Genomic DNA, 24,165 nt, shown 5'->3' with positions numbered 1-24,165 from the left:
GTTATTGGGCTGCGGCGTCAGCCTGCGCAGCCGCTTCACGGCGACCCTGCATGCGGGCTTCGAGCATGTCGGCATCGTGGGCGTCGCGCAGCATCTTGGCGAGCGTGAAGACGTTGGAGATCAGGTAGAGCCAGCAGACGCCGAGATAGGCCTTCCAGACGGGCTGGATCTCCATGCGCCACAGGCCCCAGCCGGTGAGGCTCATGGCGAGCGCGAAGCCGCACCAGACGACGAGGCGCCACATCGGCGTGTCGACCTGGCGGTCCTGGTTGTCGCGGATGAACTTGGCCAGCGCAAAGGCGGTGGACAGGCAGAACACATAGCCCATGACCATGAAGGCGCGGTCCAGATCCTGCCCCGGCAGCCAGGCCAGCCCGGAGCCGCAAAGCATGACACTGAGACCGAAGGAGACCCAGACTTGAAGGCGCCAGGCGTTGGTGTCGCGGCGGATGAAGGGGGTTTGAGCCATGCGGGTGTCTTCTTGTGAACGAATGTTGCGATGGCCGCGATCTTGCGTGAAGCCGGGGCGGCTGGCCTCGGGAATAGTTCCAAGGCGCGTGGCAAGCGCCGCAAAGTAGCGCTCCATGACACTGCCCGACGGTCGAGAGGGATCCGTGTCGCGCAGGCGCAGAGCCGCCGGTGCCGTCATGCGCTACCGTCCTGCCTCATGTCGAGCACGCAATCGCTGGTGGCCCTCATCAAGGCCGAGCTGAAGACGCAGGGCCTGAGCTATGCCGAGCTGGCCTTGGCCCTGGACCTGTCGGAGTCCAGTGTGAAGCGCATGCTCGCGCCGGGCGGCGAGATGCCGCTGTCGCGTGTGGACGAGATCTGCCGCGTGCTGAAGCTGGAGTTCGCCGAACTGGCCGCGCGCTTGGGGCAACAGGCGCCGGCCTTGCGCGAGCTGACGCTGGAGCAGGAGGGTGCCGTCGTGGCCTCGCCAGTGCTGCTGCTTGTTGCCATCTGCTGCCTGAGCCACTGGGCCATCGAGGATGTGCTGTCGCGTTACCGCATTGCCGAGTCCGACGCCGTGGCGGCCCTGACCCAGCTCGACCGCCTCGGCGTCATCGAACTGCGCCCGCACAACCGCTACAAGCTCAAGGTGGCCAAGACGCTGCGCTGGCGGCCGCAGGGGCCGGTCATGCAGTTCTTTCGTGAGCGGGTGATGGCCGATTTCTTCGCCGGCGGCTTCGATGGCGAAGGCGAGCTGCTGACGCTGGTGCATGGCGAGTTCGGTGCCGGTCATGCGCGCGAGCTGGCCGAACGGCTGCAGCGCGCGGCCGACGACTTTGCGCGCCAGCATCTGCTGGACCAGAAACTGCCGTCCGCCGAAAAGCGGCCCTACAGCGTCGTCATCGGGCTGAGGTCGTGGATCTTCGAGGCCTTCCGGGATCTTGAGAGACCGGGCTTGGGCCTTACCAGAAGTCCCAACGGCCGGTCCAGATGACCCAGAGGCCCAGCAGCCCGTTCGTCACCGCATGCGCGATGACGGCGCTCCACAGCTTGCCGTTCCTGCGGTAGAGCAAGGCGTAGGCGAGGCCCGCGACGACGGCGGCCAGCCACAGCGTGTGGGCCAGCGTGAAGACGAAGGTGGACAGCACGACGGCGCGCGCACCGACTGTCTGCGGGTTGACGCGCTCGAAGCCGGGGTGCTGCACCCAGCGCATCAGGAAACTGCGCCAGAACAGCTCCTCCATGACCGGCACCACGAGCGTTGCGCCAGCCAGGCGCAAGGCAATCAGCGGCCAGATCAGCTGGCCGTTGGCATCCAGCGGCACAAAGCTGGCCGTGGCGGAGCCGAGCTGCATCCACGGTGCATCCAGCTGCACCCAGATGGCGAAGACGGCGATGCCGACAACCACGGCCCAGCCGGTCTCGCGCGCGTCGGGCAGGTTTTGCCGCACCAGCTCGCCATAGCCGCGCCAGTACCAGGCCAGCAGGCCGCCGACGATGACAGTCTGGGCACCGTAGATCCAGCGCGGGTCCAGGCCGCTGCCGGCGGGCAGGTAGCCGCGCAGTGCCAGCAGCGCCATGAAGACGAAGAAGGGAATGCAACGGGCGAGGGCGGCGGGGCTGAGCGTGGGCGTATCGGCAGGCATGTCGGCCACCAGCTTAGCCCGAGGTCGTGGCAACTCAGGGCGCTGGGCCCCCCAAGCCTCAGGGGTGGGTACCGGAACTAGGGGCTCAGCAGGCCATCGTTGAAGGCGACGAAGACACCATTGGTCCAGCCGAAGCCGTCCTGGGTCTCGTACTCGCCGCCGCCGCCGGGCTTGTCCTGGGCGACGTCGTATTTCTCCAGCAGTCGGCCAGTGGCGAGGTAAACGCGCTGCACGCTGGCGCACCAGCGCTCGGCGATGTCACGAGCCAACGCCGCATGGCCGTAGCGCAGCAGGCCCTGGGCCGCCATCCATTGCAGCGGGGCCCAGCCATTGGGGGCGTCCCATTGCTGTCCCGTCGTGAGGGCCGTCGTCAGCAGGCCATTGGCGCCAAGCAGGTGGCGCTGCACCTGGGCGGCCATCGCGTCGGCCTGGGGCTGAGTGGCCATGCCGAGGTACAGGGGCACGAGAGCGGCGGCCGTCAGCGGGCGCGGGTCGGCGGCGTTGCGCCAGTTGAGATCGGCGAAGTGCCCAGCGTCGGCGCGCCAGAAGCGCGTCTGCAGCAGCTGCCGGCGGGCGGCCATGCGGGCCTCGAAGGCCTGGGCCGTGGCGGTGTCGCCGCTGCGTGCAGCACCCAGGGCGATCGCTCTCTCCAGGCCGGCCAGCAGCGCGTTCAGATCGACGGGTGCCAGCGCTGTCGTCTCGATCGTTGCGATGTCGGCGGGATCGGCGCACCAGCGGCCGGAGAAGTCCCAGCCGCTCTCGGCGCCGGCGCGCAGGTCGCGCCAGACGTCTGTCGGCGTGCGGCCGGTCGCGGCCTCCGCCGTCAGCACGTCCTCGCGCCAGCTTTCCTCGCGCGGCGTGCAGCGGTCGTCCCAATAGCGGTTGAGCAGGGCGCCGTCGGCGGTGCGGGCCACGCGGCGAAGGGCCTGGCCAGGTGCCAGCGTGGCCTCGCCGGCCATCCAGAAGCCATGTTCTGTTTTCAACGCGTCCAGATGGGCCGCAAAGCCGGCGGCGGGGTCGTCGGCGTGAAGCAGCTCGACCATCCTGAAGAAGAAGGGCGGCTGCGAGCGGCTCAGCATGTAGCTGCGGCTGCTGTTGGGAATGAAGCCGTAGGTCGCGATCAGGTGGGCGAAGTTGGCCAGCATGGCGTCGGCCAGGTCGCGCCGGTCATCGGCCACCAGGCCCAGCATCGTGAAGTAGCTGTCCCAGTAGTAGAGCTCGCGAAAGCGCCCGCCCGGCACCACATAGGGCTTGGGCAGCGCGAGCAGGCTTTCGCCGTCATCGGCCTGGCGGTGCTCGCGCACCAGCATTGGCCACAGCGCGCGGATGTGTTCGCGGATGTGCTGCGGGCTCTCCGGACGCGCACTGGTGGGCGCGTCCTGGCCGGGCAGCACGAAATTCGCGTGGACGAAGTCGGCCAGCGAGAAGCCCGGCAGGCAGCGCTTGGCCTCGAAGCGCGCGCGGATCAGGGCCGGCGCGCCCCGGGGCCGTGCGTCGACAAAGCTCTTGCCGTCGCCGAAGACGCGCGTCATCTGCACCGCAACGAAGAGTTCGCCATACAGCTCGTGAGGGGTGGCTGCCGTGCTTGCGGCGGCGGGCGCCAAGGCGTGAGCGGGCGCGGCGGCCAAAGGGTCGCCGGGGCGCTGGGAGGAGGAGGTCATGACGCGAGATGCCGGCGCAGCCGGGCGAGCGAGATGGCCAGGGCCGTGACGGGCACGAGCAGCAGGCCAAAGGCGGTGGTGCCGTCGAAGGCAACGAAGAGGCGGCCGGTGACGAAGCTGCCTAGCGTGCCGCCCAAGGCCGAGAAGACGACGATGAGGCCGGTCATGGCCGCATGCTGGCGCTGCGGCAGCGCGCTCAGCATGGCGGAGTTGATGGCCGGGTAGATGGGGGCGAGCAGCAGGCCGGTCAGCGGCAGCAGATAGGCCGCGGGTGGGGCGTTCAGCCAGCCGGCGTCGGGGCCCAGCGGCGCGACGTTGTGGGACAGCGGCAGCGTGAGGAGGATCAGGCCGGCGATGCCGACCAGGCAGGCGATCACGACGGCGAACCAGCCCAGCCGGCCGATGACGGCCGCGCTGGTCAGGCGACCCAGTGCCGTCGTCGCCGGCATGATGACCGCCAGCCCCACGCTCATCGCCGTGGGCAGATGCAGCACTTCGTTGTTGAAGCTGGGCAGCCAGGTCGAGATGCCCTGCTCGATCAGCACATAGAGAAAGGCTGACAGCAGGAACACGACGACGAGGGCCATCTTCAGCAGCGGCGCCATGGCCAGCAGGTCTTCGCGCAGCGAGGTGTCGGTCGACTGGATGGGGCCCTCGTCCAGCGGACTGATCAGCAGCAGTACAAAGGCACCTGCCGCGAGCGCAGCCAGCAGCGGATAGACCTGCAACCAGCCCCTGCCCTGGGCATGTGCCGCCTGGCTGAACAGCAGATAGCCGCCCAGCACCCCGACCATGAACAGCCCTTCGAGCAGGTTGGTGAAGCGCGCATGGCCGGCGCGGTCCTGCGTGACCAGGCCGATCATGGAATAGGCCGAGACCTTGACGAGGGCGAAGCCCGCGCCGAGCGTGCAGAACAGCAGCTTGATGGCCCAGAAGGCCGACAGCACCGGCATCGCCACGCAGGCCGCGCCGACGGCCGCGAGGGCCAGCAGCATGGCGCGCTTCAGGCCCAGCCGCGGCAGCAGCGAGGCGACCAGGAAGGACGTGAGCGCGATGGGCAGATCCTTCCACGCGTCCAGCAGCGCGGCCTCGGCGCGTGGCACGCCGAGGGTCTGCACGACCAGCAGATTGACCGCGCCGACGCTGTTCAGCAGCGCACCGAACAGCATGTAGGTCAGGATGATGGCGAGCCTGATGCGCAGGCTGCCGCTCGACAGGGGCACCGCCGGAAGGGTTGTAGGTTGTGTCATGTCGAGGGCAGCTTTGAGTTCAGGCGTCGCCATCTTGGCGCCTCGTCAGAACTGGAAGCCGACGCTGAGCTCGTAGGCCCGGCCGAACAGCGGCCGCGCCAGGAACACGCCGTCCTGACCCGCGCCCTGGCCCGGCACTCGGAAGTTGCCTTCCGTCAGGCCGACCTTGTTGGTCAGGTTGGTGCCGGTCAGGCGCACCTCCAGGCCGTTGTCCATGGAGAACACGGCGCCGGCGTCGATGGTGCGGTAGGCCGGCAGCTTCAGCGTGTTGGTCTGGTCGGCGAAGCGCTCGCCCACATGGCTGAAAGTTGCGAAGGCGCGCAGTTGGCCCAGGCCCGTCTGCGTCTGCCAGCTCGGCGTGAGCCGCGCCTGGAACTTGGGCGCGCGCTCGACGCGGTTGCCGGTGAATTGCTGGAAGTCCTTGTATTTGGCGTCCTGGAAGTTGCCGGTGGCGGCAATCTCGAAGCCGTAGCCGGGGCGCAGAGCCAGCTCGAACTCAACGCCCGTGGCCTTGCTGTTGGGGCGCAGCACAACGTTGCCGGCGTTGGTGAACTGCTGGGTCTGCGAGTTGGTCAGCTTGTTGGCGTAGGCCGTCAGGAGGGCGCTATAGAGCTTGGTGGCAGTCTTCAGGCCGATCTCGTACTGGGTGATGTCCTCGACGGAATCCTTGCTCTCGTTGGCGCCGCGGCCGCGCAGCACGTCGAAGTCGGGCAGGCGGTGGCCCTTGTTGACGCGCACGAAGGCGCTGAAGTCCCGCGTGAAGGCGTAGTTGGCGCCGCCCGTGAAGGAGCTGCGGCTGAGCTTGCTGTCGATCAGCGTGTTCGTGCCATTGAAATACGACAGGTTGTTGTTGTAGATCGTCGTCGGGTCGGCATCGAGGTCGCCGCTGCTGACGTTGGCGATGGTGCCGGTGATGCGCTGGGTCTCGCGCCGCGCGCCGAGGTCGATGCGCAGTTGCTTGTTGATCTGCCACTCGTCGGCGACGAAGAAGGCGTGGGTGTTGCCGCTGTAGTTGGCGTCGAGATTGAACGAGAACGGCGGCGTGACGTAGCCGTTTCGGGAGGCCTTGACGCCGTTGTCCAGGGCCACGTCGATGAGGCGAGCGTGGGACTGCACCGTCATCAGCTGAGCCTGGCCCAGGGTCCAGACGTCATGCGAGCTGTAGCCGGCGAGATAAAGGCCGACGGTCAGGTTGTTGCCTGGCGCGATCTCGCGCGACAGGCGGGTCTCGTTGCTGGTCGAGCGCAGCGCCTTGTCGACGGCCCACATGCCGTTGACGATGACGGGCGTGCTGCCGGCGACCGTGCCGCCGCCGTTGGTGAAGGTGGCGGTGCCGGTCGTCGCCGCGCGGCCGGCAGCAGCGACGACCGCCGCATCGCCGTTGGCCGCGGTGACCTGGGACGTGATGTAGCTCGACAGCGTCTGCGGGTTAGCGCCGGAGAACAGCGCATAGGTCGGCGTGTCGCCGGTGGTGTGGCTGAGCTTGTTGGTCAGCGTCCAGTCGCCGAGCTTGGTGTCGAGGTTGGCGCCATAGGTCTGCACGTCGGCGCCGCGGCCGTCGGCCAGGTCCTTGGTGACGGTGCTGCGTTGGATCTCGGGCTTGCCATTGGGCAGGGTGCGGCCCGTCGCGCGGCCGGTCTCCAGCACGATGTTGCGCAGCTCGTTGCCGTAGAAGTAGTCCTTCAACGCATCGAAGCCGGGGTAGCTGGACGCGCTCTTGCCGTCGGAGCTGCCGACGACCGGAATGGCCGTGAAGAAGGCGTTGCGGTCACGCAGCGCGCGGGCATAGAGCTGCAGGCTGCCGCCTTCGAGCTTGCGGCTCAGCACGACGCTGGCCTGGCCGCCTTCGTCGGCCGGGAACTGCGTGTCGCGCACTCCCTGGCTCTGGCGCCAGAAGCCGCCGACCATGACATTCCATTGGTCGCTCAGCTTGCCGGCATAGACACCGTCGACGCGCTTCAGGCTGCCGGTGCCCGTCGCCACGCGCAGGCTGGCCTCGGGGTTGCGGCCGTCCTTCTGGATGAAGTTGACCGTCACGCCGGGCTGGCCGCTGCCGAAAATGGGGCTGGGACCGCCGCGCAGCACTTCCATGCGGTCGATGGTGTCGTCCAGGCGGAACAGCTGCGAGTGTTCGAAGAAGCTCAGCGTGGGCAGGTGGTAGAGCGGCGCGCCATTGAGCTGGAAGGTCGAGTAGGGGCCATCGCCCGGCGTCGGGAAGCCGCGGACGCGGATGTTGGCGCCGGCCTGGCCGCCCGAGGTCTCGACGAAGACGCCGGGCACGGTCTTCAGGATGTCGGCCGTGCTGGTGGGCGCGGCCTGCTTGATCTGCTCTTCGGTGGCGGTCGTGATCGAGAAGCCGGCTTCCAGCTTGCGCACACCTTCACGTCGCGCCGTGCCAGTGACGACGACGGCTTCGAGCTCCTTCATTTCAGGGGACTGTGCGGCAGGTTTGTCCGCCGGCTTGGCGGCGTCTTGCGCGAACGCGGCGCCACACAGGGCGGCGGCAGCCAGCGCAATCAGCTGGGGACGGAAGGCGCTGCGAACGAGGCGGACGCCGGCGCGCGGCGCGGCATGGGGGCTCAGCATGGATGGTCTCCGATGGTTGTTGTGTGTCCCGAAAGCAAGCGCGGCCGTCGCAACTTTCGATGGGCTGGACTTTGATGGCAAATGTTATCGATGTCATTTGGGTTTTTACCAATGTGGCGCGTCCCTGACATCGATGACATCCATTGCGGTTCTAGGGGGTCGAACGTTTTCGGCGCGCGGGCTTGCCCGAGGGGGGCAAACCCCGACAATCCGCGCCCATGAGCACCCAAGACCTCACCGACGCCGAGTTCGCCGAACTCGACGAACTCCTCGCCGCCACGCCCGAGCCGCTGCAGCCACTGGACGCTTCCATGCTGGACGGCTATCTGTGCGGCGTCATCGTGCAGCCCCGCCTCATCGAGGCCGACGAGTGGCTGCCCAACATCTTTGACTACGACGGCGGCCTGCTGCCCGAGACGGTGGACGCCGGCTGGCTGGACAAGCTGACCCAGCTCGTCGAACGCCGCCATGCCGCGCTGAACCGCGGCCTGGTCGAGGACGGCTGGTTCGACCCCGTCATCCTGGAAGTCGACGAGGAGCAAGAGCCCGACCCGCTGCCCGAAGACGCCAGCGACGAAGAACGCTCGGCCCGCGCCAGCTACGACGCCCTCGGGTCCTTGTCGCGTGCGCTGATGCCCTGGGTTGCGGGCTTCCAGCACGCGGCCTTGTGCTTCCCCGAACTGGCCGACATGCCCGACGACGCGGTGTCCGCCGCGCTCGCGCGCCTGTACCGCCATCTGCCGGCCGAGACCGCCGAGGAAAAGGAAGTCGTCGAGACGCTGAACCGCGAGCATCCGCTGAAGGACCTGGACGATGCGATCGAGGAGCTGGTGGTGACGGTGGCCGACCTGGCCGATCTGACCGAGGCCGAGCGCTACCGCGTGGACACCATCAAGCGCGACACGCCCAAGGTCGGGCGCAACGATCCCTGCCCCTGCGGCTCGGGGCGCAAGTACAAGCAGTGCCACGGTGCCAATTGATGATTTGCGGGACAGACCGAAGGTGCGTGGCACCGAACTCTGTCCTCAACTGACATGAGGTTGCAATTGCTTTCGGACCTTCATCTGGAGACCGAGAGCTACATCCCCACGCCGGCGCCCAACGCCGAACTGCTGATCCTCGCCGGCGACATCGACACCACCTGGCGCAGCTTCGAGCTCTTCCGCGGCTGGCCGGTGCCAGTGCTCTTCGTGCCGGGCAACCATGAATACGACCGCCGTGACGTGGACGAGGGGCGCGAGGCGCTGCGCGCTCACGTCAAGGCCGTCGGCTTGCAGATGCTGGACGACGAATCCATCGTCATGACCGATGCCCAGGGCCGGCGCGTGCGCTTCATCGGCTGCACGCGCTGGTGCGACTTCGACGCCTTCGGGCCCGCCGGCCGTGATCGCGCGATGCGCGCCGGTGGCTATTTCCAGAACGTCATGCAGGCTACGCGCCACGGCGAGGTCTTCGGCGTGGAGGCCGTGCGCGAACTGGCGCTGGAAAGCCGCGCCTGGCTCGCGGACGAACTCGCACGCGAAGGTGACTGGGACGCGACCGTGGCCGTCACCCACTTCGCACCCAGCCTGAAGAGCGCCGACCCGCGCTATGGCCGCCAGCCCGGCACGGCCAGCTTCTGCAACAACGATGAGGAGTTGCTGCCTGGCGCGCAGCTCTGGGTGCACGGCCACCTCCACTGCCGCCACGATTACCGCATCGGCGACACGCGCGTCATCAGCAATGCGCGCGGCCATATGAAACGCGGCGAGGCTGATGGCTTCGATGGCCAGCGCGTGTTCGAGGTCTTCGCGGCCTGAACCTTGCGCCATGGCGGCGCGATCAGGCCGCGTGCTTCACCGGCTTGATGCGCAGTGCCCAGATCACGCCGGCGATCAGCAAGGCCACGCCGGCCAGGGTCGCTGGCGGCGGCATGCGCTGCTTCCACGCAAACGCGTAGGCCAGCGCGGCCAAGGTCTCGAAGACGATGAGCTGGCCCGACAGCGAGGTCGGCAGACGCTGGCTGGCCTCGTTCCAGCACAGCGTGCCCAGCCAGGATGAGCACAGGCCGATGGCCGCCATCAGGCCCACGTAGGCCAGTGGCCTGTCTCCGAGCGGAAAGGCGTAGTCCGCGGGAATCAGCGTGCCCGGTGCCGTCAGATGAATGAGGGCGAGGAGCAGCACGCCCATCAGCGCCATCGGCAGCGTGACCAAGCCCTGCGCCGTCGCCCATACCCGCGGGCTGCGGTCGGCGTGGGCGCGCAGCCAGTCTGCATTGCGGATGGGATACCAGGTCCAGCAGGCCACGGCAGCGATGGCCAGCAGCGCGCCCTCGGCATAGCGGCGCGGGTCGCCGGCCTCGGCCTGCAGCACGGCCAGCTCGTCGCGGTTCACGCACGCCAGGCCCGCGGCAATCAGCAGCAGCGATGGCGCCAGCCTGGCCCACGGCAGATGGCCGTCACGCACGCGATTGCGGTGGTTGGCGCAGATGGCGATGACGACCGGCAGCGTGCCAATGATCATGGTCGGCAACGGCGCGCCGGCGCGCTGGATGGCGGCCGACAGGCACAGGTAATACAGGAAGTTGCCAACCAGGCTCAGCTGGGCTGCCTCCCACCAATCGGCCCGGTGCAGATCACGCAGCGCGCGCCGGTCCAGGACCAGGGCCAGCGGCAGCGCGATCAGCCCGAAGGCCAGGTAGCGGCCCACCGTCAGCAAGGCGGGCGCATAGCCCGGCAACATCACGGGCGCGACGAACACCAGTCCCCACATCAGCCCGGCAGCGAGGGCGAACAACAGACCAAACAGCATGGCCGGCATCATCACCCATGCCCCGACGCACGGCGGCGCCAGGGGCCTTGGCGTCAGGCCCCGGCCTTGAACCAGTTGGCCACGGCGTCGCGCTGTTCAGCGGTGCAGTGCAGGCCGAGCTTGCTGCGCCGCCACAGCACATCCTCGGCGTTGGTGGCCCATTCGCCCTCCACCAGATGGTGCAGTTCGGACTCGAACAGGCCGGGTGCGATCTCGGTGCCCGTCGGGGCGGCCAGCAGCTCGCGAGCTTTGCTGCCATAGGCGCGGGCGATGCGGCGCACGCCGGGCCGCCCCTGGTGCGCGGCCTGCAGCTCAGCGGCAAAGGCTTCAATGTTGACGCCATGTGAGCCGAGGTCGCCGCCCGGCAGCGTGGTGCCGGCAGTCCAGGCCTTGCGCGCATCGCCAAGCAGTTCGCCAATCTGCGTCGCGCCGTCCTCGGCCAACTTGCGATAGGTCGTCAGCTTGCCGCCCCAGACATTGAGCAGCGGCGCGCCACCGTCCGCGTCGGCCTCCAGGAGGTAGTCGCGCGTGACGGCCGAGGCCGAGCCGCCTTCGTCCAGCAGCGGGCGCACGCCGGCATAGGTCCACAGCACGTCGGCCGGTTGCACGGGCTGGGCCAGGTAGCGGCTGGCCTGCTCGCAGAGGTAGGCGATCTCGTCTTCGGCGATCGTGGCGCGCGCCGGTGGGTCCTCATGCTCGGGCAGCTCGACATCGGTCGTGCCGATCAGCGTGAAGCGCTCCTGGTAGGGGATCGCAAAGATGATGCGGCCATCCGCGTTCTGGAAGATGTAGGCGTGGTCGTGCGTGAAGCGCTGGTTCACGACGATGTGGCTGCCCTTGACGAGGCGCAGCCCGCGCGACGGCAGAGGCTGGCCGGCGGCGTTGCGCGTGTGGTCGCACAGGAAGCGTTCGGCCCAGGGGCCGGCGGCGTTGACCAGGGCACGGGCTCGCAGCCGGCGGCCGTTCTGCAGCGTCACCTGCCAGCCGTCCGTGCCGCGCACGGCCTGGGTCACCGCGCAACGCGTCAGCACCTCGGCGCCGCGGGCTTTCGCGTCCTGGGCGTTCAATACGACGAGGCGGGCGTCGTCGACCCAACCGTCGGAATAGACAAAGCCGCGCGTGAATTCCGGCTTGAGCGGCGCGCCATAGACGCTGCCCGCCAGCCGCAGGCCGTGCGAGCCCGGCAGCAGCTCGCGGCGGGCCAGGTGGTCGTAGAGGAAGAGGCCGATGCGGATCATCCAGGCCGGGCGCAGATGCGGCGCATGCGGCAGCACGAAGCGCAGCGGCTGGATCAGATGAGGCGCGCTCTTCAGCAGTACCTCGCGTTCCTGCAGCGCCTTGCGAACCAAGGAGAAGTCGTAAGTCTCCAGATAACGCAGCCCGCCATGCACGAGCTTGGTGGACGCCGACGAGGTGTGCGAGGCCAGGTCATCGCGCTCGGCCAGCAGCACGCGCCAGCCGCGGCCGGCCAGGTCGCGCGCGAGGCCTGTGCCGTTGATGCCGCCTCCCACCACCACCACGTCAAAATCGTCCACCATGCACTCACTCTAAGGGATGGTGATGGACGCCTTGCTTGCGCTGGACCAGGGAACCTCCAGTTCGCGTGCCGTGGTTTTTGGCCGCGACGGCCGACTGCTCGCCTCGGCGCAGCGCGAACTGCCCCAGCACTTTCCCCAGCCGGGCTGGGTGGAACATGACGCCGAGGAGATCTGGACCCACCAGGTCGAATGCGCCCGCGAGGCCGTGGCCAAGGCGGGTGTGAAGGTCGCGGCGATCGGCATCACCAACCAGCGTGAGACCGTCGTGCTGTGGGACCGCAAGACTGGCAAGCCCCTGCACAAGGCCCTGGTCTGGCAGGACCGCCGCACGGCGGCATTCTGCGAACAGTTGAAGTCCCAGGGCCTGGAGCCGCGCGTGCGCGAGCTGACCGGCCTGGTGCTCGACCCGTATTTCTCGGCCACCAAGCTGCGCTGGCTGTTGGACAACGTGCCGGGCGCGCGTGAACGCGCGGCGCGCGGTGAGCTGGCCTTCGGCACGATCGACAGCTGGCTGCTGTGGAAGCTGACGGATGACGGAAAGGGGGGCAACGTCCACGCCACCGACGCCAGCAATGCCTCGCGCACGCTGATCTACGACATCCTCCGCGGCGACTGGAGCGACGAGCTGCTGGCGGCCTTCGACATCCCGCGCAGCCTCTTGCCCGAGGTGAAGCCTTCAGCCGGCGTCTTTGGCCAGGCCACCGAGTTCGGCGTGCCGATCGCCGGCATTGCCGGTGACCAGCAGGCGGCACTGTTCGGCCAGGCCGCGCTGCGACCCGGCCAGGCCAAGAACACCTATGGCACCGGCTGCTTCCTGCTGATGCATACCGGCACGCAGGCGCGCACCTCCACGCAGGGACTCATCACGACGCGCGCCGCCCAGGTCGACGCCACCGCGCAATACGCGCTGGAAGGCAGCGTCTTTGTCGGCGGCGCCGTCGTGCAATGGCTGCGCGACGGCCTGCGCGCGATTGGCGGCAGCGGCGAAGTGCAGGCGCTCGCGAGCAGCGTGCCGGACGCGGGTGGCGTCGTGTTCGTGCCGGCGTTCGCGGGCCTCGGCGCGCCCTACTGGCGGCCCGATGCGCGCGGCGCGTTGCTCGGTCTCACGCGCGGCACGACCCAGGCCCACATCGCCCGCGCGGCGCTCGAGAGCATTGCCTTCCAGAGCGCGGCGGTGCTGACCGCGATGAATGCCGATGTCGGCGCCAGCGAGCGCCTGACCGAACTGCGCGTGGACGGCGGTGCGTCGGCCAACGATCTGTTGATGCAGTTCCAGGCTGATCTGCTGGGCATTCCGGTGCTCCGGCCCAAGGTCATCGAGACGACGGCCTTGGGTGCCGCGCTGCTGGCCGGCCTGGGCACCGGCGTCTATGAGTCCGCCGAACAGATCGGCGCCATTTGGCAACTCGACCGCGCCTTCGAGCCGCGCATGTCGCGGGATGAGGCGGGGGCGCGGTTGGCGGAGTGGGATAGGGCGGTGAGACAGGTGTTGGTAGATTGATTTGCGCCGACGCGCTTCAGCAGCGCAGACCGTTTCGAACCGAGAAGTTTTTAGGACTCTATGTCGAGCTATACCGTGACGGTGCTTACACCGCGCTCCTTCTCCGATGCAGACAAGGAACGCGTCATCGCCTTCATTCACGGTCTCTCTGATGGAGCACCCGAGAACGACTTCTGGATCTGCGGACAGCCGTTCGACTTTGAATTCCGCGAGCTCGAAGACGAGGAAACTGAACTCGTCATTCAAGGGTGGCGCCCCGGCGGGGCGCTGCAGCTTGGCACATATTGCGGATCGAAAATCAACCACATCATGCTTGGCGTTCTGTCTTCCAAGCTCTCGCGCATGTTCGATGGCTGGATTGAACTCGGTGGCGCGTTGACCCGCGTCACCGGCAATCCAGCGGTTCTTACGTATGAGGGGGCTGACGGCCGGGTGCAAACTTCTTTAGGCACTGACGTCATCAGCCCCAACCTCATGGACTACTGGCTTGGTCATGATGATTTCCGTCTCGTCTGAGCTTGATTCGCCCTGAGGAAAGATGGCGCCATGCATACTGGCTGAAGCCTTTAGACATTGAGCGGAAAAGCTCACCGGGCTTTTTCGTCCACTGCCGTCGCCCGCCCCACCCCCTCCCACGCCGCCAGATCCCTCAACAACAGCTCGCTGTGCGCCCGCACCGCGTCAATCGCATCCGCCCCCAGCTGCAGCCGCAACGGCGTGACCTCCGCCTTCAGCGCCTTGTCCATCGCGGCGGCCGCCTTGTCCGGGTCACCGGCCTGCGTCCCATCCATGCCCTTGGCAAAGCTGCGCGTGCCGCCGACGATCTCGTCGTAGGCCGCCAGCACCGGCATCTGGCGCAGCACGTCGGCGCCGGCAAAGCCGGTGCGGAAGGCGCCGGGTTCGACGATGAGGACCTTGATGCCGAAGGGCGCGACTTCCTGGGCCAGGGCTTCGGACAGGCCTTCCAGCGCGAACTTGGAGGCTGAGTAGGCGCCGAAGCCGCCAAAGGACATCTGGCCGCCCATGCTGGACAGGTTGACGATGGCGCCGCTGCGCCGCTCGCGCATGGCCGGCAGCACGGCGCGGGTCACGGCGACGGCGCCGAAGAAGTTGGTTTCCATCTGCGCGCGCAGCTCGGCGTCAGGCGTCTCCTCGACGGCGCCGACGATGCCGTAGCCGGCGTTGTTGACCAGCACGTCGATGCGGCCGAATTGGGCCAGGGCGGCAGCCGTGGCCCGCTCGGCGTCACCGGCGGCGGTCACGTCCAGCGGCAGCACGAGAACGCGCTCGGGGTTGCTCTCGGCCAGGGCGGCCAGCTTGGCCGGCTGGCGGGCCGTGGCGACGACGTTGTAGCCCTGGGCCAAGGCGTACTTGGCGAAGGACAGGCCAAAGCCGGACGAGGCGCCGGTGATGAACCAGGTGGGGCGGGTGTTGGTGGCTGTGGTCATGGTGGGCTCCGTGGGGTGGTGGGTTGCGACGGAGTCCAGTGTCTTGAAACGATGTGATCGGATAAAGGCGCCTGGACCGCATGGGTCATGCGATATGGTTCATGAATGAACCGCGAGCTGCTGGCCCATCTGCCCATCGTCGTTGCCGTGGCCGACAAGCGCGGCTTTGCAGCGGCGGCTCAGGCGCTGGGGATGAGCGCCTCCGCCGTCAGCCATGCGGTGCGCGTGGTGGAGGACGCACTCGGCGAGCCGCTGTTCGCGCGCACGACGCGCAGCGTGGCGTTGACGGAGGCGGGCCAGCGCTTCCTGGCCAGCGTCGGGCCGGCGCTCGAGGACATCGGCGCGGCCGTCGAGGGCCTGAGCGCTGCGCGTGGCGAAGTCAGCGGCGTGCTGAAGTTGAATTCCTCGCGCGTGGCCTCTCAGATGGTGCTGCCGGCCCTGCTTGGGCGCTTAGCCCTGGCCCATCCGCGGCTGACCGTGGAGGTGCATGACAACGACGCCTTGGTCGACATCGTCGCCCTGGGTTTTGACGCCGGCATCCGCCTGGGCGAGCAGGTGCAGCAGGACATGGTCAGCGTGCGCCTGACGCCGCCGTTCAAGGCCATCCTCGTCGCCTCGCCGGACTACCTCGCCCGCCGCGGCGCGCCGTCCCGTGTGGCCGAGCTGGCGGCGCACAACTGCATCGGCTTTAGGCTGCTTGCGGCCGGCAGCCTTTATGACTGGGAGCTGCGCGAGGCCGGCGACGCGGTGGCCGTACGCACGACGGGCAGCGTCGTCGTCACCGACGCCAGTTTCGCGCGCGACTTGGCCCTGGCTGGCGTTGGCATCGCCTACATCTTCGAGCCCCTGGTGCGCGAGGAACTGCGCAGCGGCCGGCTGCAGCAACTGCTGCCCGAGTCGGCCTTCGAGGAGCCCGGCCTCTTTCTCTACTTCCCGCAGCGTGCAGCGCTGGCGCCCAAGCTGCGCGCCTTTATCGACGCTGCCCGCTCAGGCGGTTGATTCGGTCGCCTCGCCGCTTTCCTGCGCCAGGAAGACGATCAGCACGATAAAGCCGATCAGCGGGATCAAGCCGATCAGCTGCCACCAGCCGCTGCGGCCGGTGTCGTGCAGGCGGCGAGTCGCCGCGGCCAGTTGAGGCAGCAGCGTGCCCAGCAGGAAGATGATGTTGAGCCATTGGCTGAACATGCCCAGCACGAAGCTCACTCCGAAGACGAACAGCGCGAACCACCAGTACTCCGAGCGGCTGGCGCGGCCCGAGAAGTCGACGTATTTGTTGAAGCAGACTTTGATGGATTCCTGGAAGGTCATGGCCTCTCCCCGAGGTGGTGTTGAGTCGCCGGCATGCTAGGCCACCGGCCCGGCTTCACCACCCCTCAGAAACCCAGGCTTTCGCCCAGCCCCGCCAGCGTCGCGATGCCCAGGCCCGCGAAGATGACGGCGGCCACCGTGTGAACGAGCTTGACCGGCAGCTTCTGCGCTAACTTGCCGCCCACTAGCACCGCCGGCACGTTGGCGATCATCATGCCGGCCGTCGTGCCGGCAACGACGCTGATGAAGTCGGCCGGGAAGCGTGCAGCCAACGCCACCGTGGCAATTTGCGTCTTGTCACCCATCTCGGCCAGGAAGAAGGCGATGACCGTTGTCACGAAGACGCCGTGGCCAGGCTTGGGCGTTTCGTCCTCGTCGAGCTTGTCGGGGATCAGCATCCAGCCCGCCATCGCCAGGAAGGACAGGCCGAGGATCCAGCGCAGCGCCATCGGGCTGATCAGGCCCGTCAGCCAGCTGCCTAACGCGCCGGCCGCGGCGTGATTGAAGACGGTCGCGACGAAAATCCCCAGCACGATAGGCCAAGGCCTTTGATACCGCGCCGCGAGCATGAAGGCCAGGAGCTGGGTCTTGTCGCCGATCTCGGCGAGGGCCACCAGGCCGGTGGCGATGAGGAAGGCTTGCATTGCCAGGCATTGTCCAAGGCGCTGCTGACATGCGCTGACAGCCAACCCGGCGCAGCATGCGGGCATTGCATCTCAGGAGACCCGCATGAACTTCGCCTACACCCTTGTCTACGTATCCGACGTGGCCGCGTCCCTCGCCTTCTTCGACAAGGCTTTCGGCCTCAAGAAGCGCTTCTTGCACGAGAGCGGCGCCTATGGCGAGGTTGACACCGGCACCAGCGGCACGACGCTCGCCTTTGTCGACCACGCAACCGCACGAGACAGCGTGCAGCACGACTACGTGGCCGCCGACGCGAGCCCGCAGCCGCTGGGCATGGAGATCGGCTTCACGGTGACCGACGTGCCGACCGCTTATGACAAAGCCGTCGCCGCCGGTGCCCGCGCCCTGGCCGCACCGGTCACCAAGCCCTGGGGCCAGACGGTGGCCTATGTGCGCTGTCCGGACGGCACGCTGGTCGAACTCTGCACGGCGATGGGCTGAGATTTCCCCTTCGCAGGGCGGCTGCGCCCCGGCGCGGCGCGCGCCGTGAAGAACTGGTCTTGGGCCAGTGAGGCCAGCGGGGCGCTGATGGCGCCCAGCGTGGCCAGTTCGGCGCCGCGGGTGCCGCGGGCCTGGAAGGAGGCGTAGATGGCCATGATGAAGCTCGACCTCGTTGTCGGTGACCCCTGTCTTTCGCAAGGTGCATGCCCAGTCATCCACAATGACTGGTTATGCGCCGCGCAGACCGCCTCTTCCAAATCGTCCAGCTCATCCGCGGACGCCGTCTCACGACAGCCGACTACCTTGCGAGTCGGCTCGAGGTGTCGATGCGTACCGTCTACCGCGACATCGCGGCCCTGGGCCAGCAGGGCGTGCCCATCGAGGGTGAGGCGGGCGTGGGCTACCGCATGCGGGCGGGCTTTGACCTGCCTCCGCTGATGTTCAGCAAGCAGGAGGCCCAGGCCCTTGTCGCAACGGTGCGCATGGCCGAATCGCGCCTGGATGCGGCGTTGGCGCGCCAGGCCGAGAACGCGCTGTCCAAGATCCTCGCCGTGCTGCCGCTGGATGCCCGCGCCGCGGCCGAGAGCCTGGCGCTGTATGCGCCACTGCCGGCCCTGGACCCGGCCACGAGCGCCCACCTGACCGCGATGCGCGAGGCCACCGAGGCTCGCCGCAAGCTCAAGGTCGGTTATCTGGACCTGGGCGGCGTGAAGAGCGAGCGCATCGTGCGCCCGCTGGCCTGCCTGTTCTGGGGCCCGGTCTGGACGCTGGCCGCCTGGTGCGAGCTGCGCAACGACTTCCGCAGCTTTCGCGTCGACCGCGTCGAGACCCTGGAGGTGCTGGAGGAGACCTTCCGCGACGAGGCGGGCAAGACGCTGGCGGACATGAACCGCAAGCGCGAGGCGCAGGACAACGGCGGAGCGTGAGGGCCGGTCAGCCGGTCAACTGCTCAAGGCCGACAGGAACTCGTCGCTGTCGAAGCCTTCCTTCATGTGGTGTTCGCCGCGCGGACCGCGCACGACGAGATACGGGGTGCCTTCACCCTTCAATGCGCGGAATTCGTCGACGCAGCGGCTGTCCAAGCTCATATTGCATTCGGTGAACGCGAAGCCGTAGCCGTTGAGCCAGGACCTGGCCTGTGTGCAATAGCCGCATTCGGTTGTCGAATACATGACGACCTGTTCGGCGCGCACCGACGCGGCCAGACGACGCACAGCGCCCTCGTCCATGCCAGCCTCGGCGCTCGATGAGCCCCACGATTTGTCGAGGTGGGCCTGGTGGCCGGCATAGATGCCAACGACGATGGCCAGCACGGTCAGGATGGCGCGCCAGGGCAGGCCTTGGCGGCCCTGGACTTGGCGGCCGGCACCGCGCGGCGCAGGTGTGGCACTCGGCATGGTTGCGGCATTGGCCTTGGCATAGGCGACGCCGCAGGCCGGGCATTGCCAGGCGGGTACGGCGGCATCCGCAGGCCGCACATGCTGGCACTTGGGGCAAATGGTGTTTGCCATGTTGTTGTCTTCCCTCTGAGATCCGAACGGGGCGCATTCTGTGTCAGCGTTCCAGCCCCCTTCTTCAATCCTTCACCGTCGCCCCTTTCTCGGCGAGCAGTTGACGCAGCACGGAGCGATGGCACCTCGCCTCGTCCTCGCAATAGCAGCCCACCGAGAAATTCGTCTGCGCCGACAGCGTCGCCAGCAAGCTCAGCGCGTGCTGGGCTTCGGGCTCGGCCATCTCGGCGCTGTACTTCTTCTTGAAGATCTTCCACTCGGCGTCCGTCTCAGCCGCCTGGCCGAGCTTCATCGTCTCGACGCTGGGCGCGAGATTGGGAAACCAGACGTCGTAGAAATCACGCGATGCGAACTCCGCCTTGGGCACGCCACGCGGCGGGCGGCGCACGGTGCCGATGCGTGTGCCCTCGTCCTTGGTGCGCGGGCTGCCGAGCCTGACGATGCGGAGGGGCATGACTGTCCTTTCAGGGCTGGCGGCCCAAGACGCGGATGACCTCGTCCTCCGCCACCGGCTTGGCGATGAAGCCGTTCATGCCCGCAGCCAGCGCGGCCTGGCGCTCCTGGTCGAGCACGGCGGCCGTGAAGGCGTGGATGGGCAACTGGGCGGTGACCGGGTCGGCGCGCAGCAGCTGCGTCGCCTTCAGGCCGTCGACCTTGGGCATGTGCAGGTCCATCAGCACGCCGTCCAGTCGCCCGGCCTGCTCACGCGCGAGGCGCACCGCCTCCTCGCCGTCCTCGGCCTCGACGACCTCGGCACCCAGGCGCTGCAGCAGGGCCGTGATGATGAGGCGGTTGACCGGGTTGTCCTCGGCGACGAGCAGGCGCTGGCCCGCCAGCGGGTGGCGCGGCGGCATGGGGATGCGCTTGCGCGCCGCGGTGTCGTCGATGGTCAGTGCCGTGGGCAGGGCCAGCTCGGCCCAGAAGCTGGAGCCGTTGGCGCCGTCGCTCTGCACGCCGACGCGGCCCTGCATGCGCGTGGCCAGCTCGCGGCAAATGGAAAGCCCCAGGCCTGTGCCGCCAAAGCGCCGCGTCGTCGAGTCGTCGGCCTGGGCGAAGGGGCGGAACAGGCGGCTCTGCAACTCCAGCGGCACGCCGATGCCGCTGTCCGCCACGACGATGCGTATGCGGCCTTCACCGGCCGATGACAGCTTCAGCCGGATGTGACCCCGTTCAGTGAACTTCAGCGCGTTGACGAGGAAGTTGGCCATGATCTGGCGCACCCGCAGCGGGTCGCCGACGACCAGGCGCGGCAGGCCCGGTGCGAGTTCGATCTGCATGTCCAGGCCGCGCTCGCGGCCCAGCGCTGCGCAGCCTTCGAAGCCGGCCTGTGCCAGCGCGTGCAGGTCGAACTCGATGGTCTCCAGCTCGAGATGACCCGCCTCGATCTTGGACAGGTCCAGCACGTTGGACACAATCTCGTTGAGCGACTCGGCCGCCGCCACGAGGTGGGCCAGGTACTGCGGCCGTCGCTCATCCGGCCCGGCCTGTTGCAGCAGCCGCGCCAGGCCCAGCACGCCGTTCAGCGGCGTCCGGATTTCGTGGCTCATCGTCGCGAGGAAGGCGCTCTTGGCATGGCTGGCGCCTTCGGCCTGCTGCTTGGCGGCCTGCAGCTCGCGTTCCTGGCGGCGGCGTTCGGTAACGTCCTCGGCCACCCATAGCGTCGCGTGGTCGCAGTCCTGGTCGACGCGGCCTTCGCTGCGGCCGGCCAGCGTCGCCGGCAGGCCGCGGGCGTTGAACTGCACGGTGATGCGCCGGCCATCGGGGCGGATGAAGTCGCGTTCGAAGGCCAGCGCGGCGCTGGCGACCTCCTGGGCCGAAGGCAGGCAGGTGTGGCCATCGGCCAGCCGCGGCTCGGTGCCGCCGAAGATCTCCTGCCAGTGGCGGTTGACGCGCTCGAAGCGCTCGCCGCGCGTCAGCGCGATGCCCACGCTGGCGTGGTCGAGGATGGCCTCGGCCTCGATGCGCGCGCGCTCGCGCTCGGTGATGTCGCGGGCGATCAGCATGGTGGCCGGCTCGCCCTCCCAGTCCAGCGTTGCGGCCGACACCAGCACGTCGCGCCACTCGCCGTGCACCAGCAGTGCCGAGCGGAAGTCGCGCACGATGCCTGACGCGGCCAGCTCGGCGGCCAGGCGCCTGGGCTCGCCGCTGTCGGGCCACAGGCCGAGCTCACGGCCCGAGTGGCCCATCAGCTCGTCGCGCGACAGGCCCACCAGGGCACAGAAGCCGGAGTTGGCGAAGCGGATGCGGCCGTCTTCCATGTGGGCGACGCAGATGGCGTCGGGACTGGCGCGCAGCACGCGGTCCAGCATGTTGGCGGTGCGCTGGTGCTGCTGCAGCGCCAGGCGCTCGCCGGTGATGTTGTGGCTGACGCCGCGCCAGCCGAGGTGGTTGCCGTTCGCATCGAAGACGGGCTCGCCCGAGCTCAGCGTCCACAGCAGCCGGCCGTCGGGCGCGCGAAAGCCGTTGATGCGATCGCGGTAGGCACGCTTGGCGCGGATGTCCTCCAGCAGGCTGGGGAAGTCGGCATCACGCACGAGCATGGCGCCGCCGGGCTCGCCCATGCGCAGGAAGTCCTCGCGCTTGTGGCCGGACAGGGCCTCGAACTCCTCGGACAGCATGGTGACGCGGAACTTGGCATCGGCTTCCCAGGCCCAGTTGTGGGCGGCCTGCACGAGGCGGGCCAGGCGGGCCTCCTCGCCGATGGCGCGCGTCAGCGCTGTGCCCAGGATGCGGTTGAGCAGCAGGGCCGAAGCTAGGCCGCTGGTGGCGATCAGGAAGTGGGCGACGAGGCGATCGAGCAGCTGCGGTTGGCGCGGTGCGCTCAGTCCCAGCAGCAAGCCCTGGGCTTCCATCGCGGCCAGCACGCCGATGGCGCCGAGATAGAGCACGGTCAGCACGGCCGCTGCCGCATTGCCGGCCACGCCGCCGCCCAGCGCGATGACGAGGGCGCCGGCCGCGAGGATGACGGTGTGCACGCCCAGGCCGATATGGGCCGCGTGGGCAACCAGGGCGATCAGCGTGCCGCCGAGGATCAGCGTCGTGGCCAGCCGGGCGCGGCCGGCGCGGCACAGCAGCCAGCCTGCGCCGCTGACGGCCAGCAACGCCAGCCCGACGGCCAGGCGCTGGCTTCCCCACAGCGCGCGCAGACCGAGGGCGGCCTCGCCGGCGCCGATCAGCGCGGCCACGGTACCCACGACGCCGACGATCCAGATCAGCGTGCGCGCCGCCATCTGCTGCAGCGCGCTTCGGGTGTCGCTGGCGTCAGTCGGCACTGAAGCCATTGCGGGCATGCGTGCCGTCGCAGAAAGGTTTGGTCTGGCTGCCGCCGCAACGGCACAGCCGCGCCTGCGCGACGCGGCAGACCATGCGGCCGGTGCCGCTCAGCACCTCGACCTGGCCGCGCAGCTGCAGCGGGCCGTTGGGCTCGGGCTCGATGTCGATGCGGCCATCGCGCATGGCGGGCATGTCGGTGGGCAGGCCCAGCAGACCGGTCTCGGGCTCGCCGGTCGCGTCGAAGTGGATGTCGTGGTGGCTGCCGTCGCAGAAGGGCTTGTTCTTGCTCGCGCCGCAGCGGCACAGCGTGGCGCGCGTGCCGATGGCCTGGCCGCGCAGCACCAGCTCGCCGCGTAGGCCATAGGGGCCGGCCTCGCGCACCGACAGCAAGTTGACCGGCGGCGGCGCCTCGTCGTCTTCGCCGTCCTTGCGGCGGTACTGGATGGCGCCTGATGGGCAGGCGTGGGCGATGTCGACGAGGCGCTCGACGGGCATGGCGTCGGGGTGCAGCCAGGGGCCCTGCACATTGGCGAGGAAGACCTTGGGCGCGCCGGTCACGCAGAAGCGCGCGTGGATGCAGCGCTGGGCCTCGAAGCGCAACTCCAGCTTGTCGCCCTGCACGATCTCGATGCCGTCGACGGTTTCGGTGGGTGGCGGGGGTGGCGCCGCTGCAGCCGGCGCTGCGGCTGGCGCGGCGGGTGCAGGTGCGGCGACGGGTGCGTTCAGGTCCAGCCCGCGCTCGGCGCGTTCGCGCAGCGCCTGCAGCAGGCGTGCCGCGCGGCCGCTGCGTTCGGCCCCAAGGTCGGCGTGCAGGCTGGCCGCCGCATCGGCGATCTGGCCCAGGCGTTCGACGACGAAGCGCCGCGCGGCCGGCCCCGGTGGCAGCGCCGCCGCGTCGCGCAGGGCGGTGAAGCTGACGCCGGCGTTGCAGCCCGGGTTGCTTGGGCCGGCCGGCAGCCGCGCGGCATGCTCGGCCAGCGGCGTGAAGGCTCGCATCAGGCAGATGCCCAGATCCACCATCAGGCTCTTCTCGGTCGACGGCCCGGGCAGCAGATAGCTCTGGGCCAGCAGGCGCAGCATCAGGCCGTAGCTGGCGTTGGCGATGTCCACCGTCGCCGCCGCGGCCGGGTTCTCCAGCCAGACCCGGCCTTCGGGACGTGGCGGGCGGCGCAGCACCGGGTTGGTGGCGGCTGGCCAGGCGGGCTGGAAGCCCGGGTTGGCGTCGCGCAGCCGAGCCAGCTCCTCGCGGATGGCGGCGAAGCGGTGGTAGTGCGAGGTTGCGCTGTCGCTGGGCGCGCCCTCGCCCTGCTGCACGATGGCGTCGAAGGCCGCCAGCGCCGTCTTGGAGCACAGCACATGGCGCGCGCCGCCGAGGTTGAGCTCCTCGGGCCCGAGCTGCAGCCAGTGGTTGCCGCAGAAGGCCGCGGCTTCGCCATGCAGCTCGACAAAGGCGCGCAAGTCGGCGCTCAGCGTGGTGTAGAAATGGCCGACGGTGTCGTAGTCGCGCGCCATCGGCGTGACGCGTGGCACCGTCGAGCCGCGCGTGAACAGCCGCTCGGCGGCAAAGCCTTCGCCGTCCTCTTCAGCGCTGCCCTCGGGGCGCTCCAGGAAGATGAAGTGCTGCAGCGTCGCGTCATTGAAGGGCGCGAGCTTGACGACGACGCGCGCCGGCAGATTGCCGGGGTCGAGCGGGAAGTTGCCGCGGCCGATGCGCGGCGCGCCGCCCAGCGCCGCCGTGATGTTCCAGACCGCGACCAGATGGCCCATCTCCTCGACGGCGACGGCGATGATCTCGCGCCGCCAGCGCTCAACGGCCTCGGCCTCGGCGGCACCCAGCCCCTCGGCCTCGCCCTGCTTGAGGCTGAAGGCCGCATAGAGATAGGTGCACATCAGGTTGTGCTCGAGCTCGGCGGCCTCGTAGAGGCTGTGCAGCAATTGCTCGCGGCTCGGGGCCGCGGCCGGGGTTTGAATCGTCATGAAAGCGCGGCCTGGGACTAGCAGCGCGCGACATTAGCACGCAGTTGCGGGATGTCGGTGGTTGTTCGCGGCCAGGGGCCGAACGCCGTCCTCGCGGGACC

At 68.8% G+C, this 24,165-nt stretch carries 23 protein-coding genes; 8 read left to right on the top strand and 15 right to left on the bottom strand.

Annotated features, from left to right (window positions below; translation table 11 throughout):
- Position 1: 1 nt before the first annotated feature.
- Positions 2 to 469: a YiaA/YiaB family inner membrane protein gene (locus tag ASC95_RS16945; protein ID WP_057299064.1), complete on the bottom strand. Its 468-nt coding sequence runs from the start codon at positions 467 to 469 to the stop codon at positions 2 to 4.
- Positions 470 to 667: 198 nt separating this feature from the next.
- On the opposite strand from ASC95_RS16945, the gene ASC95_RS16940 reads away from it, so the two are divergent.
- Positions 668 to 1,444: a helix-turn-helix transcriptional regulator gene (locus ASC95_RS16940; RefSeq protein ID WP_057298874.1), complete on the top strand. Its 777-nt coding sequence runs from the start codon at positions 668 to 670 to the stop codon at positions 1,442 to 1,444.
- On the opposite strand, the gene ASC95_RS16935 is transcribed toward ASC95_RS16940, so the two are convergent.
- The 4 genes from ASC95_RS16935 to ASC95_RS16920 form a co-directional block, all read right to left on the bottom strand.
- Positions 1,413 to 2,096, bottom strand: a complete 684-nt coding sequence (locus tag ASC95_RS16935; RefSeq protein ID WP_057299063.1) for a CAAX prenyl protease-related protein — start codon at positions 2,094 to 2,096, stop codon at positions 1,413 to 1,415. The genes ASC95_RS16940 and ASC95_RS16935 overlap by 32 nt on opposite strands.
- A 77-nt stretch (positions 2,097 to 2,173) precedes the next feature.
- On the bottom strand, positions 2,174 to 3,757 hold the full coding sequence (treF, locus tag ASC95_RS16930) for an alpha,alpha-trehalase TreF (RefSeq protein ID WP_057298873.1): 1,584 nt from the start codon (positions 3,755 to 3,757) through the stop codon (positions 2,174 to 2,176).
- A complete protein-coding gene (locus ASC95_RS16925) occupies positions 3,754 to 5,007 on the bottom strand; it encodes a sugar MFS transporter (protein WP_057298872.1) in 1,254 nt (417 codons plus the stop codon). Before ASC95_RS16925 ends, treF begins: the two co-directional genes overlap by 4 nt.
- 45 nt (positions 5,008 to 5,052) lie before the next feature.
- Complete coding sequence (locus ASC95_RS16920) at positions 5,053 to 7,593, bottom strand: TonB-dependent receptor (RefSeq protein WP_057298871.1); 2,541 nt, start codon at positions 7,591 to 7,593, stop codon at positions 5,053 to 5,055.
- A gap of 218 nt (positions 7,594 to 7,811) precedes the next feature.
- On the opposite strand from ASC95_RS16920, the gene ASC95_RS16915 reads away from it, so the two are divergent.
- Both ASC95_RS16915 and ASC95_RS16910 read left to right on the top strand, forming a co-directional pair.
- Positions 7,812 to 8,573, top strand: a complete 762-nt coding sequence (locus tag ASC95_RS16915) for a YecA family protein (protein ID WP_057298870.1) — start codon at positions 7,812 to 7,814, stop codon at positions 8,571 to 8,573.
- Between the two features lie 66 nt (positions 8,574 to 8,639).
- The gene (locus tag ASC95_RS16910; protein ID WP_369820620.1) at positions 8,640 to 9,392 is read left to right on the top strand and encodes a metallophosphoesterase; all 753 of its coding nucleotides are present in this window, start codon (positions 8,640 to 8,642) and stop codon (positions 9,390 to 9,392) included.
- A gap of 22 nt (positions 9,393 to 9,414) precedes the next feature.
- Here the strand turns inward: ASC95_RS16910 and ASC95_RS16905 are convergent, their stop codons facing one another.
- Positions 9,415 to 10,383: a DMT family transporter gene (locus ASC95_RS16905; RefSeq protein WP_057299062.1), complete on the bottom strand. Its 969-nt coding sequence runs from the start codon at positions 10,381 to 10,383 to the stop codon at positions 9,415 to 9,417.
- 53 nt (positions 10,384 to 10,436) lie between these two features.
- Positions 10,437 to 11,921 (bottom strand): glycerol-3-phosphate dehydrogenase, encoded by a 1,485-nt coding sequence (gene glpD, locus ASC95_RS16900; RefSeq protein ID WP_057298868.1) that lies wholly within the window; start codon positions 11,919 to 11,921, stop codon positions 10,437 to 10,439.
- A 22-nt stretch (positions 11,922 to 11,943) separates the two neighbouring features.
- On the opposite strand from glpD, the gene glpK reads away from it, so the two are divergent.
- On the top strand, positions 11,944 to 13,422 hold the full coding sequence (gene glpK, locus ASC95_RS16895) for a glycerol kinase GlpK (RefSeq protein ID WP_157256361.1): 1,479 nt from the start codon (positions 11,944 to 11,946) through the stop codon (positions 13,420 to 13,422).
- 60 nt (positions 13,423 to 13,482) lie between these two features.
- On the top strand, positions 13,483 to 13,938 hold the full coding sequence (locus ASC95_RS16890) for a DUF6368 family protein (protein ID WP_057298866.1): 456 nt from the start codon (positions 13,483 to 13,485) through the stop codon (positions 13,936 to 13,938).
- Between the two features lie 71 nt (positions 13,939 to 14,009).
- Here ASC95_RS16890 and ASC95_RS16885 read toward each other — a convergent pair whose 3' ends face one another.
- Positions 14,010 to 14,870: an oxidoreductase gene (locus ASC95_RS16885; RefSeq protein WP_057298865.1), complete on the bottom strand. Its 861-nt coding sequence runs from the start codon at positions 14,868 to 14,870 to the stop codon at positions 14,010 to 14,012.
- Between the two features lie 105 nt (positions 14,871 to 14,975).
- Here ASC95_RS16885 and ASC95_RS16880 point away from each other — a divergent pair, with 105 nt between their 5' ends.
- Complete coding sequence (locus tag ASC95_RS16880) at positions 14,976 to 15,869, top strand: LysR family transcriptional regulator (protein WP_057298864.1); 894 nt, start codon at positions 14,976 to 14,978, stop codon at positions 15,867 to 15,869.
- Here the strand turns inward: ASC95_RS16880 and ASC95_RS16875 are convergent.
- Positions 15,858 to 16,178, bottom strand: coding sequence for a DUF805 domain-containing protein (locus tag ASC95_RS16875; RefSeq protein ID WP_057298863.1), 321 nt, complete (start codon positions 16,176 to 16,178; stop codon positions 15,858 to 15,860). The two genes, ASC95_RS16880 and ASC95_RS16875, sit on opposite strands and share 12 nt — an antisense overlap.
- A 65-nt stretch (positions 16,179 to 16,243) precedes the next feature.
- Positions 16,244 to 16,822 carry a TMEM165/GDT1 family protein gene (locus ASC95_RS16870; protein ID WP_057298862.1) on the bottom strand — a complete coding sequence of 193 codons (579 nt, stop codon included), beginning with the start codon at positions 16,820 to 16,822 and terminating at the stop codon, positions 16,244 to 16,246.
- A gap of 85 nt (positions 16,823 to 16,907) precedes the next feature.
- Here ASC95_RS16870 and ASC95_RS16865 point away from each other — a divergent pair, with 85 nt between their 5' ends.
- Positions 16,908 to 17,303 (top strand): VOC family protein, encoded by a 396-nt coding sequence (locus ASC95_RS16865; protein ID WP_057298861.1) that lies wholly within the window; start codon positions 16,908 to 16,910, stop codon positions 17,301 to 17,303.
- Here the strand turns inward: ASC95_RS16865 and ASC95_RS16860 are convergent.
- Complete coding sequence (locus tag ASC95_RS16860; protein WP_057298860.1) at positions 17,249 to 17,458, bottom strand: hypothetical protein; 210 nt, start codon at positions 17,456 to 17,458, stop codon at positions 17,249 to 17,251. The two genes, ASC95_RS16865 and ASC95_RS16860, sit on opposite strands and share 55 nt — an antisense overlap.
- Positions 17,459 to 17,533: 75 nt before the next feature.
- Here ASC95_RS16860 and ASC95_RS16855 point away from each other — a divergent pair, with 75 nt between their 5' ends.
- Complete coding sequence (locus tag ASC95_RS16855) at positions 17,534 to 18,229, top strand: YafY family protein (RefSeq protein WP_057298859.1); 696 nt, start codon at positions 17,534 to 17,536, stop codon at positions 18,227 to 18,229.
- 15 nt (positions 18,230 to 18,244) lie between these two features.
- Here the strand turns inward: ASC95_RS16855 and ASC95_RS16850 are convergent, their stop codons facing one another.
- The 4 genes from ASC95_RS16850 to ASC95_RS30025 all read right to left on the bottom strand — a co-directional run bounded on the left by ASC95_RS16850 (position 18,245) and on the right by ASC95_RS30025 (position 24,064).
- Positions 18,245 to 18,814 (bottom strand): glutaredoxin family protein, encoded by a 570-nt coding sequence (locus ASC95_RS16850; protein WP_057298858.1) that lies wholly within the window; start codon positions 18,812 to 18,814, stop codon positions 18,245 to 18,247.
- A gap of 64 nt (positions 18,815 to 18,878) precedes the next feature.
- Positions 18,879 to 19,268 (bottom strand): DUF488 domain-containing protein, encoded by a 390-nt coding sequence (locus tag ASC95_RS16845; protein ID WP_057298857.1) that lies wholly within the window; start codon positions 19,266 to 19,268, stop codon positions 18,879 to 18,881.
- Positions 19,269 to 19,278: 10 nt separating this feature from the next.
- Positions 19,279 to 22,086: a PAS domain S-box protein gene (locus ASC95_RS16840; protein WP_057298856.1), complete on the bottom strand. Its 2,808-nt coding sequence runs from the start codon at positions 22,084 to 22,086 to the stop codon at positions 19,279 to 19,281.
- Positions 22,076 to 24,064 carry a ferritin-like domain-containing protein gene (locus ASC95_RS30025; protein ID WP_082567853.1) on the bottom strand — a complete coding sequence of 663 codons (1,989 nt, stop codon included), beginning with the start codon at positions 24,062 to 24,064 and terminating at the stop codon, positions 22,076 to 22,078. Before ASC95_RS30025 ends, ASC95_RS16840 begins: the two co-directional genes overlap by 11 nt.
- Positions 24,065 to 24,165 lie beyond the last annotated feature (101 nt).

Source organism: Pelomonas sp. Root1217 (assembly GCF_001425705.1).
In the GTDB taxonomy this organism is placed as follows: Bacteria; Pseudomonadota; Gammaproteobacteria; order Burkholderiales; family Burkholderiaceae_C; genus Pelomonas.
The sequence above is the reverse complement of the archived record's forward strand: the minus strand, read 5'-3'. Positions and strand labels throughout refer to the sequence as shown.

Excerpts from the sequence above, each read along its gene's own strand:
- ASC95_RS16870 (WP_057298862.1), bottom strand. The coding sequence starts at position 16,822 with ATGCAAGCCTTCCTCATCGCCACCGGCCTGGTGGCCCTCGCCGAGATC.
- ASC95_RS16845 (WP_057298857.1), bottom strand. The coding sequence starts at position 19,268 with ATGCCCCTCCGCATCGTCAGGCTCGGCAGCCCGCGCACCAAGGACGAG.
- ASC95_RS16915 (WP_057298870.1), top strand. The coding sequence starts at position 7,812 with ATGAGCACCCAAGACCTCACCGACGCCGAGTTCGCCGAACTCGACGAA.
- ASC95_RS16860 (WP_057298860.1), bottom strand. The coding sequence starts at position 17,458 with ATGGCCATCTACGCCTCCTTCCAGGCCCGCGGCACCCGCGGCGCCGAA.
- ASC95_RS16920 (WP_057298871.1), bottom strand. The coding sequence starts at position 7,593 with ATGCTGAGCCCCCATGCCGCGCCGCGCGCCGGCGTCCGCCTCGTTCGC.
- ASC95_RS16935 (WP_057299063.1), bottom strand. The coding sequence starts at position 2,096 with ATGCCTGCCGATACGCCCACGCTCAGCCCCGCCGCCCTCGCCCGTTGC.
- glpK (WP_157256361.1), top strand. The coding sequence starts at position 11,944 with ATGGACGCCTTGCTTGCGCTGGACCAGGGAACCTCCAGTTCGCGTGCC.
- ASC95_RS16905 (WP_057299062.1), bottom strand. The coding sequence starts at position 10,383 with ATGCTGTTTGGTCTGTTGTTCGCCCTCGCTGCCGGGCTGATGTGGGGA.
- ASC95_RS16940 (WP_057298874.1), top strand. The coding sequence starts at position 668 with ATGTCGAGCACGCAATCGCTGGTGGCCCTCATCAAGGCCGAGCTGAAG.
- glpD (WP_057298868.1), bottom strand. The coding sequence starts at position 11,921 with ATGGTGGACGATTTTGACGTGGTGGTGGTGGGAGGCGGCATCAACGGC.
- ASC95_RS16850 (WP_057298858.1), bottom strand. The coding sequence starts at position 18,814 with ATGGCAAACACCATTTGCCCCAAGTGCCAGCATGTGCGGCCTGCGGAT.
- ASC95_RS16890 (WP_057298866.1), top strand. The coding sequence starts at position 13,483 with ATGTCGAGCTATACCGTGACGGTGCTTACACCGCGCTCCTTCTCCGAT.
- ASC95_RS16945 (WP_057299064.1), bottom strand. The coding sequence starts at position 469 with ATGGCTCAAACCCCCTTCATCCGCCGCGACACCAACGCCTGGCGCCTT.
- treF (WP_057298873.1), bottom strand. The coding sequence starts at position 3,757 with ATGACCTCCTCCTCCCAGCGCCCCGGCGACCCTTTGGCCGCCGCGCCC.
- ASC95_RS16925 (WP_057298872.1), bottom strand. The coding sequence starts at position 5,007 with ATGACACAACCTACAACCCTTCCGGCGGTGCCCCTGTCGAGCGGCAGC.
- ASC95_RS16865 (WP_057298861.1), top strand. The coding sequence starts at position 16,908 with ATGAACTTCGCCTACACCCTTGTCTACGTATCCGACGTGGCCGCGTCC.
- ASC95_RS16875 (WP_057298863.1), bottom strand. The coding sequence starts at position 16,178 with ATGACCTTCCAGGAATCCATCAAAGTCTGCTTCAACAAATACGTCGAC.
- ASC95_RS30025 (WP_082567853.1), bottom strand. The coding sequence starts at position 24,064 with ATGACGATTCAAACCCCGGCCGCGGCCCCGAGCCGCGAGCAATTGCTG.
- ASC95_RS16880 (WP_057298864.1), top strand. The coding sequence starts at position 14,976 with ATGAACCGCGAGCTGCTGGCCCATCTGCCCATCGTCGTTGCCGTGGCC.
- ASC95_RS16855 (WP_057298859.1), top strand. The coding sequence starts at position 17,534 with ATGCGCCGCGCAGACCGCCTCTTCCAAATCGTCCAGCTCATCCGCGGA.
- ASC95_RS16885 (WP_057298865.1), bottom strand. The coding sequence starts at position 14,870 with ATGACCACAGCCACCAACACCCGCCCCACCTGGTTCATCACCGGCGCC.